Consider the following 11923-nt stretch of genomic DNA (forward strand, 5'->3'; position numbering starts at 1 on the left):
TCCTCCGTGGGGGTAAGCTGCACCACGGTCGGTGGTTGGTTGGTTTTTCTTTTTTCCTTTCTTCTCTCCCCCTCCTCCCCCCCCCCCCCCCCCCCCCCCCCCCCCCCCCCCCCCACCACCCCAAACCAGCCGAGGCTGCACCACGACGACCCATGACCCGTCCGCCGTCACGGCCCGGGCAGGCCCACCTTCTGCGCTGACGCACACCCGAACGGCGATCAGCCACGGTGGAAGACAGCACCGTGTGACGTGGCCCTTGCCCGTGACAACGAGCCCATCAGGCCCGCCGCTTGCTCATGTCAGTTACGCAAGAGCGAAGGCCAGCCGGGTTTGGGCATGCCCAATTCCGCAGTTCAAGGAGCATGTCGGCGCTTGGGAGGCTCAGCGCCGACGCGGGATGCCCAGCCTCTGTATGAGCTGGGCGAGTTCCTCCCGGAAGAGCTTCTCCGGGCTGGTGGTCTGGGTGTGCATGTGGCCGTAGACCTCCAGTGACACCAGTCCATGCAGGTGCCCCCAGATGCGCAGGGCAAGGGCGACGGCTGCGGGCGGCAAGTCGGGGAAGGCGGGACGCACCTTCTCAAGGAGCCCAGGGTCAAAGTCGGACCAGTCGAAGGTGCTGTCCTGGTAGAGGTGTCGGGCGTGGGGCCAGGCGGCTGCCGCGAGGGCGGTGAGCCCGGTGCAGACCCGGCGTGCGGCATCCGGGGCGGGGCCTCCCTGGGGCGCCTGGTAGCCGGGCACGGGGTCGCCGTAGATGAGGCGGAACCCCTGGGGGTTGACCAGGGCCCAGGTCCGGAAGGCATTGGCCCATGCCTCGATCCGGACGGCGGGATCGGCGGAGGCCGTGGCTTCCCAGGCCGTTTCCACAGCGTCGGCCAAGGCGGTGTACACGTCGTTGATCAGCGTGGTGACCAGGTCGTCCCTAGTCGGGAAGTACCCGTAGATGGCGTTAGCGGTCATGCCCATCTCACGGGCGATGGCCCGCAGGGTGATCGCGTCCGGCCCGCCCGAGGCCATCAACCCCAGTGCCACCTTCTTGATTTCGGCCGTGGTCTCGGCCCGTAGCCGCTCGCGCCTTCCCCTGCTTCCCGTGACTGTCACAACAGACACTCTACAGCGTCGACTTACTTAGCCCAGTACCGAAACTTCACGGCGTATAGTTTCTGTACGGCGTCACATCAGTGGCGTCCCACTTCTGCATGCACAGGGGAGAACCATGCACATCGGAGTCATCGGAGCCACGGGCACCATCGGCAGCCGGGTCGTCACCGAGGCCCTCGACCGAGGCCACAACGTCAAGGCGCTCAGTCGGGACGCCGTTCAGGCGCAGCGCGAGGAGCGTCGGGACAACATCACCTGGACGAGCGTCGACATCCTGGACCCGAAGAGCATCGCCGGCGTCCTGCCCGGACTCGACGTCCTGATCAGCGGCTTCCAGCCGGGCAATGCCGCCAAGGACTTCGCGGACACCGTCCGGCGCTCGATCGCCGACCCGACCGTCTACGCGACGGCGGCGCGGGCCCTGCTGAAGGCTCTCGAGAGCCGCCCGCAGACCCGACTCATCGTGATCGGCGGCGCCGGCAGCCTCGAAATCGAACCTGGAGTGGTGCGAGCAGATTCCGACGAGCTGCTGCACGCCGCCCTCGACCAGCTTGGGCTGCCCCGCGAATACGCCGCAGCGGTCCGCGGTCACCGCGACGCCCTAGCCGTCCTGCGGACATCGAACCGGCTGTGGACCTACTTCAGCCCCGCGGAGGAGATCGGCCCCGGCGAGCGCACCGGCCGCTTCCGGATCGGCGGCGACCAGCCGGTCCTGGACGCGGACGGCCGCAGCCGCATCTCGGTGGAGGACGCGGCCATCGCCTTGATCGATGAGGCGGAGCTGCCGCGCTTCGTGCAGCGCCGCTTCACCATCGGCTACTGAATGCCACAACCCACGTCCCTGTGGGGGACCTCATGAACTCCCCAACGGGTCAGGGCAACGTCCGTCCGAGCCAACCCGGCTGGTCGGCCTTCCAGCGTTGTCAGCCCAGATATGGCCCCAGAGAGGTGCTGCCAGTCCAGCTGCGCGGCACATCCGCACTTGGCCGTAGCCATCACGCAACCGCGGCCAGAACCGATTTCAAAGATGAATCAGCAGGGCGGGGCTCGCCGTGCGTCCAGTCTGGAGTCTGTCGCGCTGAGGCCAGGCTCCGACGAATCACCGAAGCAGAAAGGTAAGCGGCAAGTTCACCGACACGGCCCAGGCCAGGTCTTCATCGGCTTCGGCCTGAGCTATCAGCGCGGTGAACACCCGCTCCCAGGTGCCGTCGACGGCCCACATGCGCAGCCGGTTGTAGATGCCCCGCCAGTTGCCGTACTTCCCTGGCAGGTGCACCCACTGCGTTCCGGTCTGGAACTTGAAGGCAATCGCATCGATCACCTCACGGTGATCCCGCCACCGGCCGCCCCGCTTCGGCGTCCGGTCCGGGAGCAACGGCTCGATCCGAGCCCACTGCGCATCTGTTCACGGCACACCCGGACCAACGACCGACCGATCCAAACGAAACCGCCTAGGCCGCCCTGTGCATGCCCCCCGCCGCCTCACCGGTCGGGGGTTATCGACGGCCGTAGAGACCGGGCGGGCGTCCAGGTGCCCGCCCGCGGGCCGGCTTCTGCTCCGCGAAGAGCCAATACCTCCCCAGCAGTAAGCTGCCTCTTCGTAATTCCGCGTCTGGCCCACCGGAATGCACCTCGCAGACCATTGCGGCTGCCGGCCCGCACTGGCTGCCACTACCGGTTGTTGCGATCTTCTCAGGGGCGATCAAGCGGCGAATGGAAATATGCGACTCTTTTTGGTTTGACTCACAACGCCAGGCAGGTTGCGTCGATGGTGGACCACTGCATAAACCTCTTCGTTGTCGATCTCCGTGTCGAGCTCGGAGGCGGTGATGACGATGTCGTCGAAGCGGCGCGTTTCGATGCGTGATGCAGGTCGGAAGAACCGTATCGGAACATTGAAGTAGTGGTCGTCAGCGCCGCCGAGGGGTTCACCCTCGTCGCTCTCGAAGAGGGCCATGCTTTCGGCGAAGGAATCTCCAGGGAGACTGAGCTCTTCTGGAGTGTATTCGATGGTGTACTCCACCGTCAGTAGAAAGTGAAAGCTAAACCCGGCAAGGTTGTGTTCGATTTTAATATTTGGGGGGTCGACGAAGCGTGCCATGAGGAAGCTCTTTCCGTTAGATGTGAAAGGGGATCGCTGATCAGGATTCTTTCCCCGCCAGCCACACCCCTAGATCCTTTTCCGGGTAGAGCGAGCGGACGGTTTCTGATCCGTGCGAACCAGCACTTCAAGTAGGCCCTGCCAGAGACATCGCGTCACGCCACTGGAACTCGGGACTTGACAGGGCCGTGCAGAAGGGCGTCGTGGGCGGCTCGATGGTCGTCACACGGAAGCGCCGCCGGGATGAGCACCGTCCGCAAGCCGGTGCGCATCAGCCAGGACACCGCCGACGTCCCGGGCCGGAGAGACGTACGACCGGTTCGGATACGACGTGGACTCCGGCGACGTCAACGACGACGGCTACGCCGAGGTCGCAATCGGCGCCATGCAGAAAAGCATCTCCGGAGTCAGCACGACGGGCGCGGTCACCGTGATGCGCGGCTCGTCCAAGGGCCTGACCGGCACCGGCAGGTGTCCCTCCACCAGAACACCCCCGGAGTCCCGGGCGTCAACGAACCGTACGACCGGTTCGGCCAACAGGCCTCCCTCGTCGACATGAACCATGACGGGCGCAGCGAACTCGCCGTCGGCACGGACAGCGAGAACAGCTACGGGGCAACGTCTGGTATCTCAAGTCGGGCAGCAACGGCCCGACCACCAGCGGCATCGTGACCTCCGGCCCCAGAACGGTCGGCCTGACGGGCAAGTACTTCCCGGAGGATGGCGGCGGCATGGACACTTGGCGCGGACGGCTCCTCGCCGTACATGCCCGGGTGCTCGCCGTACGTCTGCTGCCAGTGCTCCCGCTAGGCCTCGGCCAACCCCCGTTCGCTCCCAGACACTGCCGACGCCCCTCTCACTGCCCAGCCCGCGCCGGGACTCTCCTGCACGTGAGCCTAGGAGGTCATCTCAATTGGTGGTGAGCCGCCTGTGAGCCAGCGGTCAGGCGCAGGCGGGGTGGACTTGACTGTGCTGTGAGACTTGCGGCATGGACATGGGGCGTGAGTCGCGGTGGGAAAAGGACGCAATGACGGTGGAGATCGTTTTTGCCCTGGTGACTGCCGCCGCGCTGGCTGGGGTGATCTTTGTTGTCGCCTGGACTCTCGTCCAGGTCCTTGACCTCTCTGGTTCAGCGGAGAGGGGCGTGTTGGCGGGGGGCGCACTGCTCGGAGCAGTGGCCGGAGTGTGGCTTCTGGTACGGGTGTTGCTTCGGTTCGACAAGCAGCGCCGAATGGGCCGCTGACTACGGCCCTTCCCCTTGCGGTCGGTAGCCTTCCGGCGTGGGGATCGTTGAGCGGCTGGTGCCGGACGAGTTGTGGCAGTTGTTTCAGCGCGTGGTTCCGGAAGCGCCATCGCGGCCGCAGGGTGGTGGCCGGCGTCGCCACGGTGACCGCGAGGTGCTGGCGGCGATCGTGTTCGTGGCAACGTCAGGTTGCACGTGGCAGAGGACCTCGCCGGCGCAAGCCCGGCAAGCTTCACGGCGACAAGGGCTACGACCACCGCCACCTGCGCCAATGGCTGGCACAGCGCGGCGTCCGACACCGCATCGCCCGCAAGGGCGTCGACACCTCACAGCGACTCGGACGACATCGGTGGACCATCGAACGGACCATGGCCTGGCTCGTCGGCTGCCGCCGGCTCCATCGCCGCTACGAACGCAAGGCTGAGCACTTCCTCGCCTTCGCGAGCATCGCCTGCACGCATATCTATTACCGAAGGCTCGCCAAATGAGATGACTTGTAAGGGCCCTGGAGAGCCAGTTCGAAGAAGTCATCGCCGCGCCATACGGCGAAGCGGTCGACTCCCTGGACCCGGACGCCCGCCGCGCGCTACTGGTCCTCGCCGTGCGCGAGGGGAAGCCACCCTGTTCACAGACGTCTTCCCCAAAGAACTGATCCGCGACAAGCACCCGGACGCGCTGCCCGCCCTGCAGCACTGGGCCTCCCATCTGCAAGTGCCCTCCCCCTTCTGGCGAGATGCCGTGAGCTGCCACCTGCTCGGCATCGAAGGCTGCGCCGCCCACCTGCCCGCTCCTCCCCCGCTCTTGGACGGCCACCAGGGCACCGACGCCGACGCCCGGCGCTGCTACGGCCACATACTGTTCTGGCTGGCCCGCCCCGGCCTCGGCCCACACGAACGAGACACGCGCTGCGCTCCCCTGTGGGAGTAGCTGACCGAGCCTCTCCTGGACGCCGCAGTCGATCCCCGACGTCAGTTCCAGCACGCCGCCATGTTCGCCCAGGACATCCGCACCAGCGCGCTCGGTCGCATCATCGACGCCTTCCCCGCCCAAGCCCGCACCGTGCTCCACCACGGCCTGCACGCTCCTGACCAGTTGACCTCGCTCTTCCCGCTCCCCCGGCCAGACCACCGCACCGCCACCGTGATGCGCCTGCTCGCCCGCATAGGCGACCGCTCCTCCCCCCTGCTCGCCGCCTACCGCGACCACCCTGCTCTCGGCAGCACACCCGCAGACACCATCCGCCGCATCAACAAACGCACCACTGCGGAACGCGGGCCGACACCTGGCTCACTCACGGCGAGCAGAAGCACCACGTCCACCTGCCCCACGCGCTCACCGCGCTCGGCGACACCAGACGGGCACGCGAGAGCCAGCAGCGGGCATGGGAACTGTCCGCGCCGACCAGCACCATGACCCGCGCTCTGCTGACCATCGACGCCGCTACCTGCGTCCACCACGACGGCAACACGCAGGAGGCATGCCAACGCACCGTCGCCGTCCTGTCCGACCTCCCGGCGGTCTACCGCTCCGGACTCGTCCGCCGCCGCGCGCTCGACCTGTACCACTCCATCCCCGCCCACCATCACCAGGAGACCGACGTACGCGCACTGCACGAGGCCCTGGCGCCCTGAGAGCCAATGGGACGGCTACCGTGCCCAGCTCGCCGTATACGCGGACGGGCAGGTGCTGCTGCGCTCCCGGCAGGGCACGGAGATGACGGCAGCGTTCCCCCGAGATCCGGGCGGCCGCACTCGCGCAGGGGGCAGCCGCCACCTGCTGGAGGTGACCCTGGTGACCCCCGACCTCGTGGCTGAGGTCGGTGTCGACGTTGCCCGCGATGCGGGCGGCCGGTGGCGCCATCCCGCCGGCTTCCACCGCACCCAGGCCGATCTACGGCCGATCGACGTCGCATGTTGGGCAGGACCGTCGAACTGACGGCGAAGGGCACCAGGGCGCGGGCCAGGTCGTCGTCGAGGTCGGTGAGAGAGTCGAAGCCGAGCTTGTTGGCCTCGGTGAGGACGGCGGCGTAAATGTCGATCATGCGGTAGTTGATCCTGGTGGACCAGCTGGCGGCGAGCATCCGCATGCGCGGGTCGGCGATGATGGGCGGCCGCGTACGTCGGCGAGCGCGGCGGCGCGGGTGACGAGCCCGTCTACAGAGACACGCTCCTAGCGGTGCAGGAAGGTCCCGCCGTCGATGACCCAGAGGCTGGCCGGAACCGCGCCGCACTTGACGACTTCGGAGTGCATCTGGAGGTTGGTCCGGTTCCAGCCGACCCGACGCTGGTGCTGCTCGTCGGCCGGGCAGAAGGTGAGGCCGACCTCGAGGTGCTGGCCCTCCTCGAACAGGTACGGCTCGCCCCCGAGCGGGGTGACCACAGTCTGCGAGATGGGCCCGGTCACGGTGATGGCGCCGTTCCCGTCGGCGGTCAGGCAGTCGACGTCGAACTCGGCCGGGCAGGGCGTCATCATGGGCGCCGCACTCACTGGCGCGACCGTGGCCGGGACTCTGCTCTACGACAAGTGGCGCGCCCGGCGCGCCGCCGCCGAGCCGGCGCACGAGAACACTACAGCGGCGCCGGCACCCGACGACGCCCCGGCGACCGAGCACAGCTGACCCCCAGGCGCGGGGCGGCCCCAGCCCACTGTTAGTCGCCGCGGTCACCTTCGCCAACGACGGCGACAACGTCGGCGTCTACGTCCCGGTGTTCGCCACCGCCGGCATCGGCGGGATGAGCGGATACGCCGTGATATTCCTCGCGCCGGTGGCGGTGTGGTGCTTCGCCGGCCGGTTCTTCGCCACCCGCCCCGTCATCGCCAAGGTCCTCGCTGGCTGGGGCCACATTCTGCTGCCCCTGGTCCTGATCACCATCGGCCTGCTCATTCTCATCGAAGGCGGAGCCTTCGGACTCTGAGCCGGCGCAGGACCGGGGCAGTGGTCCAACTCCGATGGCAAAAGGACATTCGCCCCCTCCGAACGAGCTTTGAGACTCGTCCGCCTTGACTGTCACACCGCGCGTCGTCCGCACATCTGTAGCAGGTGACAGCGGACCTCACAGCGGGGATTGCACGTGATTCACGCCCTCACCCCGTACACGCCCGGACAGCAGTGGGGCCTTCGCACAACCGACCCGGACCTTGCTCCGATCGCCCTGCGCCAGATGGCCACGGGTGAGTCCGAGGAAACCGCCCGGGCCGAGCTCATGGACCCCGTGCACCTCATCCTGATGCCCACGCTCGGACAGGCCCGAGGCGAGGCATGGGTGTTCCAGGCACTCATCGCCGCCTACCGCCGCCACCGCCCCGCCCTCACCGGAGGCCCCTTCGGTATCCGCAGCCTCACTCCCCGCCCCGACGAACTGGTGGTGCGGATCACACCCTCCCCACACGACCGGTGGATCAACGCGCTCGCCCACCGCCCGGGTGGGATCGGCGTCGCAGGCCTGCGCTGGGCCGGCCCTGTGACCGCGTACGTCGGCCAGCGGGTCGGTGTAGGTGCCGTCGTCAGCCCAGGTGGCGGTACTCGGCGACGCCGTTTGGCTGATCGGCTGCGGTCTGTGTGGCAAGGCCGCCGTCCGCGACGGAGCCCGGACTCTACGGTGGCGGCGTGTCGTATCTAGACCCGGAGTTCGAATCCCCCGAGCGGCGTTCTGCCCGGCGCGGCCCGCTGCTCGTGGCACTCGCTGCGCTGGTGCCCGGCGCGCTGCTTGGCTGGATGGTGTACGAAGCGGTGGGCGGAGGTGGTTCGGGCGCTTCGCCGCACGCGGGCGTCCCCGCCTCGGCGTTCTCCCGGACGTCCGCAGCGGCCTCCTCGCCGGTGCGGTCCGCGTCGGCGCAGCCCTTCGCCTCGCCCGGCGACGACGCCAAAGGGGCCGCGATGGCGGAGTCCGGCCCGCTCGCGGGGAAGGTGATCGTCATCGACCCCGGACACAACCAGGGCAACTTCCAGCACCCGACCGAGATCAACCGTCAGGTGGACATCGGAACGAACTGGAAGGAGTGCGACACCACCGGGACGTCCACGAAAGCCGGTTACACCGAGGCCAACTTCACCCTCGACGTGGCGCACCGGCTGGGCACCCTGCTGGAGCAGCAAGGTGCCACGGTGAAACTGACCCGCGACGGAGACGCACCCCTTTGGGGGCCGTGCGTGACCGAGCGGGCGCAGATCGGCAACGAGGCGCACGCCGATGCCGCCATCTCCATCCACGCTGACGACTCGGCCGAGGGCGACCGCGGCTTCCACGTGATCCTCCCGGGCACGGTGCACGCCGGAGCTGCCGACACCCGCCCGATCGTCGGCCCGTCCCGCGACCTCGGCGCTCGCGTCGCCGACTTCTTCCAGCGCGAGACCCGCGAACCGCCGTCCAACTACGTTGGCGAGGGCACCGGGCTCGTGACGCGCACGGACCTCGGCGGCCTCAACTTGTCCACGGTCCCGAAGGTGTTCATCGAGTGCGGCAACATGCGTGACAGCAAAGACTCGGCACTGCTGGCCTATGGTGCCTGGCGGCAGAAGGCGGCGCAGGGGCTCTTCGAGGGCATCGCGGACTTCTTGAACCGATAGCCACCCGCGCGAGGGTTGTCAGGGAGGTGCGCAGGTTGATCTCATTGGCGAAGTCCGACTCCTTCCACTCCTTCGCCCGCTCGATCCGCCACATCCGGTCGACCAAGTCGGCGTCCTTCAACGGCCTCGGTATTCCCACCACCACTGACCGTGCTGCCCGATCCGGCAGCACGTGCTCGGGATGCCCGCACCGGTTGTCGCGAAGGCTCTGAGCTACCACCGAGTTACCTCGGCCAAGCTGGCCTCCGAGGCCGGAGGCAGTCGATGCACCATGCCGCATCGTTCGGCCCATCCGGGGCCACGGCCCGGGCTGTACTTCTCCATCCGCCTGGTGTGGGCGGACGGCGGTTATGCCGGAAGCCTGGTCGACTGGGCCGGCGAGAAGCTCCGCCTCTCGCTGGAGATCGTCAGACGCTCCGACGACACGACGGGGTCGTGGTGCTGCCGCGCAGGTGGGTAGTAGAGAGAACGCTGAGCTGGCTGATGCGCTCGCGCCGCCTGGCGCGCGATGTCGAGCGCTGCCCGCCATGCACGAGGCCATGGTGCTGTGGTCCATGACCATGCTCATGAGCGGTCGCCTGGCCGGGCGCCGCCCGGGTTCGTTCAGCCGGACGGCGCCACGAGCGCGGTGAACACCCCCGGCCGCTCCTGCACGGCCCATCCCCGCTCCACCAGGCGTTTCGCCTTCGACCGCAGTCCCTCGACCTTCGCCGGCACCGCCTCCAGCCCCAGGGCCGCAGCCAGTTGCTGGCAGCGCATACCCTCCTCGCCCGCTTCCGACTCCAGCACCGACACAATCCGCCGGTAGTCCGGCGCCAGGACCGACGCCGCCATGCCTTCGGTCCGGTGCGGCACCACCGAGCCCGCCACCGCCTTCCGCGTTGGCACCTTGGCATCAGAGTGTCACGGTAAACCAGGGAGCCCACAGGTGGTTCTTTGCACCGGCGAATGAGTACCCGATGGCCTTCTGGCCGGAGTCAACGACGACAGCCGTGCTGAGAAGGGTCACGTGGAAGATTTGCCCTGCCGCTAGGGCAACGGTGGTCTCGATGTCGGGCACGTAGATCTGATCCGCATACTCACCTTCGGCGCGTGTTTGCGATGTGTGGCTCCACAACCTCACCACCTTGTGCCCCTGGGGAAGAACTGTCCCAGAACCGTCCTGCACCACCATCTCGCACCAGCCCTCGGTGTACCCCGAGAGGAAGGAAGCGAAGATGTACCACTGATAGTCATACTTGAAGACAGGCGCAATACGTGCGTACCCACCTGTCTGTGCCTGCAAGGCCATGCTCACGCCTGCTGTAGCGACGCGCCTGCCGTGGGCGTTTCCCTCTTCCGGCCCAGAAAAGTGGACCGTGAAGCGTCCCGTTCCCAAGTCCGACTCCGCGTGGGCATGCTTGCCCTGAGTGGGCCCGAGAACTCGCCAGTCGTAGGGCGGGCCGAAAATATTGAGTCCGGGCCTCGCCGGGTGCACGGCTCGGGTCGGGCCGCCGAAGAGTTGAACTCCGCCCCCACCCCCCGACGGCAGCCTCTTGCGCGGGCGCTTCATCGCCTCGACATCCAGATTCTGCAGTTCCCGGGCCGCCGCTACCGCCTTGGGATCACGCTCCACAAGTTCGAAAACCGGCGCCAAAACCTGGAGCTCCAGATCGTTGATGCGCGTCTGCACGTCGGCCGCACGCGCGTTTTCCTCTACCAGCCGGTTCAGTTCAGCCTGATGAGGAGGAGTGATTGTCTGGGGTACGCCTTCGGCGCGGCCTACGGTCGCTTCCGCTTCGAGGTCGTCCTGCTTGTAGTCCATACAACGAGCCTGCTTCCGCCCGACATGGGTGCAACCCGGGTCGGCCGTTCGGGTCAATAATTCGTTTCGGGGAAGTCCGGAGGTCACGCCGACTACGCGACAGCAGCGGCGAAACGGTGGGCGGCGGAAGGCACCCCCACGAGTCGGTCGGCTTGGGCGGCGCGGATGCTGTGCGGGGCTGGGGGCCGGCGCCAAGGGTGCGGCGGCCTGTCACGCGATCATCGTACGAGCGGCGTATCAGTCACAGACGGCGCGCAGGGTGACGCCTCGTGGGCCCGGCCGCCGTCGGTCTGCTTGGAGGTCGCGTGGATAGGCGCGGTTGGGGACACCGTCAACAGAACGGGCACAGGTCCCGGTGATCATGGAGTTGCGACGCTCTGTGATCACTGGGGAGACCTGTGCCCGCGCTTCCATCATGGCTGACCGAACCGCTCTGGGACCAATTCGCGGCCCTGCTGCCCGAGCGGCCGAAGTACCACCCGGACCATCCACTCGGCTGCCACCGCCGGCGCATCAGAGACCGGATCACCTTCGACAAGATGCTGCAACTGCTGCGCCTCGGCTGTTCTTACGAGGCGATCGCCGACACAACCTGCTCGGCCCCGACGATCCGCAGCCGCCGCGACGAGTGGATACGACTGGGCGTTTTCGCCCGGCTCATGCAGCTCGCGCTGGAGTCCTACGACCGGATCGTCGGCCTCGTCCTCGACCAGATCGCCGTCGACGGAGCGATCACCAAGGCACCTGGAGGCGGAGAGGCCGCCGGACGCTCACCGGTCGACCGCGGCAAACAGGGACTGAAGCGCTCGGGCATGACGGATGGATACGGCATTCCGCTGGGCCGTGTCCTGGCCGGTGCCAACCGTCACGATTCTCCGCTGCTCGCCCCGACTCTGCACCGGCTGGAGGGCCTCGGCCCGTTGCCCGACACCATCACCGTGCACCTGGACGCCGGCCGGTGCTACGAGCGTCGCGTCACTGTCATCGATGCCTTCTTCGACCTCGCCGGCACGATCATCACCGTGCGCAGCCTGATCCGGCGGTCCTGGACAACTCACCGCTGGGACGAACGCCCGAACCGCCGACCGTGATCCTTCGGCCCCGCTCCGG

General features: G+C 67.7%; 16 protein-coding genes and 2 pseudogenes. 12 read left to right on the forward strand and 6 right to left on the reverse strand.

Annotated features, from left to right (window positions below; translation table 11 throughout):
* Positions 1–381 precede the first annotated feature (381 nt).
* A complete protein-coding gene (locus ACZ5CW_RS31770; protein WP_468607446.1) occupies positions 382–1098 on the reverse strand; it encodes a TetR/AcrR family transcriptional regulator in 717 nt (238 codons plus the stop codon).
* 115 nt (positions 1099–1213) lie between these two features.
* Between ACZ5CW_RS31770 and ACZ5CW_RS31775 the strand changes: the two genes are divergently transcribed.
* On the forward strand, positions 1214–1921 hold the full coding sequence (locus tag ACZ5CW_RS31775) for an NAD(P)-dependent oxidoreductase (RefSeq protein WP_468607448.1): 708 nt from the start codon (positions 1214–1216) through the stop codon (positions 1919–1921).
* A 276-nt stretch (positions 1922–2197) separates the two neighbouring features.
* Here the strand turns inward: ACZ5CW_RS31775 and ACZ5CW_RS31780 are convergent.
* Positions 2198–2491 (reverse strand): annotated as a pseudogene (locus ACZ5CW_RS31780) (transposase); the annotation flags it as partial.
* 309 nt (positions 2492–2800) lie between these two features.
* Positions 2801–3199 carry a hypothetical protein gene (locus ACZ5CW_RS31785; protein ID WP_468607450.1) on the reverse strand — a complete coding sequence of 133 codons (399 nt, stop codon included), beginning with the start codon at positions 3197–3199 and terminating at the stop codon, positions 2801–2803.
* Between the two features lie 331 nt (positions 3200–3530).
* Between ACZ5CW_RS31785 and ACZ5CW_RS31790 the strand changes: the two genes are divergently transcribed.
* The 6 genes and pseudogenes from ACZ5CW_RS31790 (at position 3531) to ACZ5CW_RS31815 (ending at position 6073) form a co-directional block, all read left to right on the forward strand.
* A complete protein-coding gene (locus ACZ5CW_RS31790) occupies positions 3531–3758 on the forward strand; it encodes an FG-GAP repeat protein (RefSeq protein WP_468607452.1) in 228 nt (75 codons plus the stop codon).
* Positions 3671–3871: an FG-GAP repeat protein gene (locus ACZ5CW_RS31795; RefSeq protein WP_468607454.1), complete on the forward strand. Its 201-nt coding sequence runs from the start codon at positions 3671–3673 to the stop codon at positions 3869–3871. Before ACZ5CW_RS31790 ends, ACZ5CW_RS31795 begins: the two co-directional genes overlap by 88 nt.
* A gap of 316 nt (positions 3872–4187) precedes the next feature.
* On the forward strand, positions 4188–4442 hold the full coding sequence (locus ACZ5CW_RS31800; protein WP_468607456.1) for a DUF6332 family protein: 255 nt from the start codon (positions 4188–4190) through the stop codon (positions 4440–4442).
* Between the two features lie 37 nt (positions 4443–4479).
* Positions 4480–4930: pseudogene (locus tag ACZ5CW_RS31805) on the forward strand (transposase).
* Between the two features lie 223 nt (positions 4931–5153).
* Complete coding sequence (locus tag ACZ5CW_RS31810; protein WP_468607458.1) at positions 5154–5369, forward strand: hypothetical protein; 216 nt, start codon at positions 5154–5156, stop codon at positions 5367–5369.
* A 482-nt stretch (positions 5370–5851) separates the two neighbouring features.
* A complete protein-coding gene (locus tag ACZ5CW_RS31815; protein ID WP_468607460.1) occupies positions 5852–6073 on the forward strand; it encodes a hypothetical protein in 222 nt (73 codons plus the stop codon).
* A gap of 538 nt (positions 6074–6611) precedes the next feature.
* Here ACZ5CW_RS31815 and ACZ5CW_RS31820 read toward each other — a convergent pair.
* The gene (locus ACZ5CW_RS31820; protein ID WP_468607462.1) at positions 6612–6914 is read right to left on the reverse strand and encodes a hypothetical protein; all 303 of its coding nucleotides are present in this window, start codon (positions 6912–6914) and stop codon (positions 6612–6614) included.
* Here ACZ5CW_RS31820 and ACZ5CW_RS31825 point away from each other — a divergent pair.
* The 4 genes from ACZ5CW_RS31825 to ACZ5CW_RS31840 all read left to right on the forward strand — a co-directional run bounded on the left by ACZ5CW_RS31825 (position 6913) and on the right by ACZ5CW_RS31840 (position 9469).
* Positions 6913–7059 (forward strand): hypothetical protein, encoded by a 147-nt coding sequence (locus tag ACZ5CW_RS31825; protein ID WP_468607464.1) that lies wholly within the window; start codon positions 6913–6915, stop codon positions 7057–7059. The genes ACZ5CW_RS31820 and ACZ5CW_RS31825 overlap by 2 nt on opposite strands.
* Positions 7060–7087: 28 nt before the next feature.
* Complete coding sequence (locus ACZ5CW_RS31830) at positions 7088–7357, forward strand: cadmium resistance transporter (RefSeq protein WP_468607531.1); 270 nt, start codon at positions 7088–7090, stop codon at positions 7355–7357.
* Between the two features lie 692 nt (positions 7358–8049).
* Positions 8050–9009, forward strand: a complete 960-nt coding sequence (locus ACZ5CW_RS31835; protein ID WP_468607466.1) for an N-acetylmuramoyl-L-alanine amidase — start codon at positions 8050–8052, stop codon at positions 9007–9009.
* 271 nt (positions 9010–9280) lie between these two features.
* On the forward strand, positions 9281–9469 hold the full coding sequence (locus tag ACZ5CW_RS31840) for a hypothetical protein (protein WP_468607468.1): 189 nt from the start codon (positions 9281–9283) through the stop codon (positions 9467–9469).
* Between the two features lie 143 nt (positions 9470–9612).
* Here ACZ5CW_RS31840 and ACZ5CW_RS31845 read toward each other — a convergent pair whose 3' ends face one another.
* Positions 9613–9897 carry a hypothetical protein gene (locus tag ACZ5CW_RS31845; RefSeq protein ID WP_468607470.1) on the reverse strand — a complete coding sequence of 95 codons (285 nt, stop codon included), beginning with the start codon at positions 9895–9897 and terminating at the stop codon, positions 9613–9615.
* Positions 9898–9904: 7 nt separating this feature from the next.
* Entirely contained in the window at positions 9905–10813 is a 909-nt protein-coding gene (locus ACZ5CW_RS31850; protein WP_468607472.1) for a hypothetical protein, read from the reverse strand.
* 398 nt (positions 10814–11211) lie between these two features.
* Here ACZ5CW_RS31850 and ACZ5CW_RS31855 point away from each other — a divergent pair, with 398 nt between their 5' ends.
* Positions 11212–11904: a transposase gene (locus ACZ5CW_RS31855; protein WP_468607474.1), complete on the forward strand. Its 693-nt coding sequence runs from the start codon at positions 11212–11214 to the stop codon at positions 11902–11904.
* The last annotated feature ends 19 nt before the right edge of the window (positions 11905–11923 follow it).

This window comes from Streptomyces sp. NPDC031379 (genome assembly GCF_055569615.1).

Bases quoted from the DNA above. Each gene is read 5' to 3' on its own strand.
- ACZ5CW_RS31815 (WP_468607460.1), top strand. From the start codon at position 5,852: ATGACCCGCGCTCTGCTGACCATCGACGCCGCTACCTGCGTCCACCAC.
- ACZ5CW_RS31840 (WP_468607468.1), top strand. From the start codon at position 9,281: ATGCCGCATCGTTCGGCCCATCCGGGGCCACGGCCCGGGCTGTACTTC.
- ACZ5CW_RS31820 (WP_468607462.1), bottom strand. From the start codon at position 6,914: ATGATGACGCCCTGCCCGGCCGAGTTCGACGTCGACTGCCTGACCGCC.
- ACZ5CW_RS31785 (WP_468607450.1), bottom strand. From the start codon at position 3,199: ATGGCACGCTTCGTCGACCCCCCAAATATTAAAATCGAACACAACCTT.
- ACZ5CW_RS31775 (WP_468607448.1), top strand. From the start codon at position 1,214: ATGCACATCGGAGTCATCGGAGCCACGGGCACCATCGGCAGCCGGGTC.
- ACZ5CW_RS31825 (WP_468607464.1), top strand. From the start codon at position 6,913: ATGGGCGCCGCACTCACTGGCGCGACCGTGGCCGGGACTCTGCTCTAC.
- ACZ5CW_RS31850 (WP_468607472.1), bottom strand. From the start codon at position 10,813: ATGGACTACAAGCAGGACGACCTCGAAGCGGAAGCGACCGTAGGCCGC.
- ACZ5CW_RS31800 (WP_468607456.1), top strand. From the start codon at position 4,188: ATGGACATGGGGCGTGAGTCGCGGTGGGAAAAGGACGCAATGACGGTG.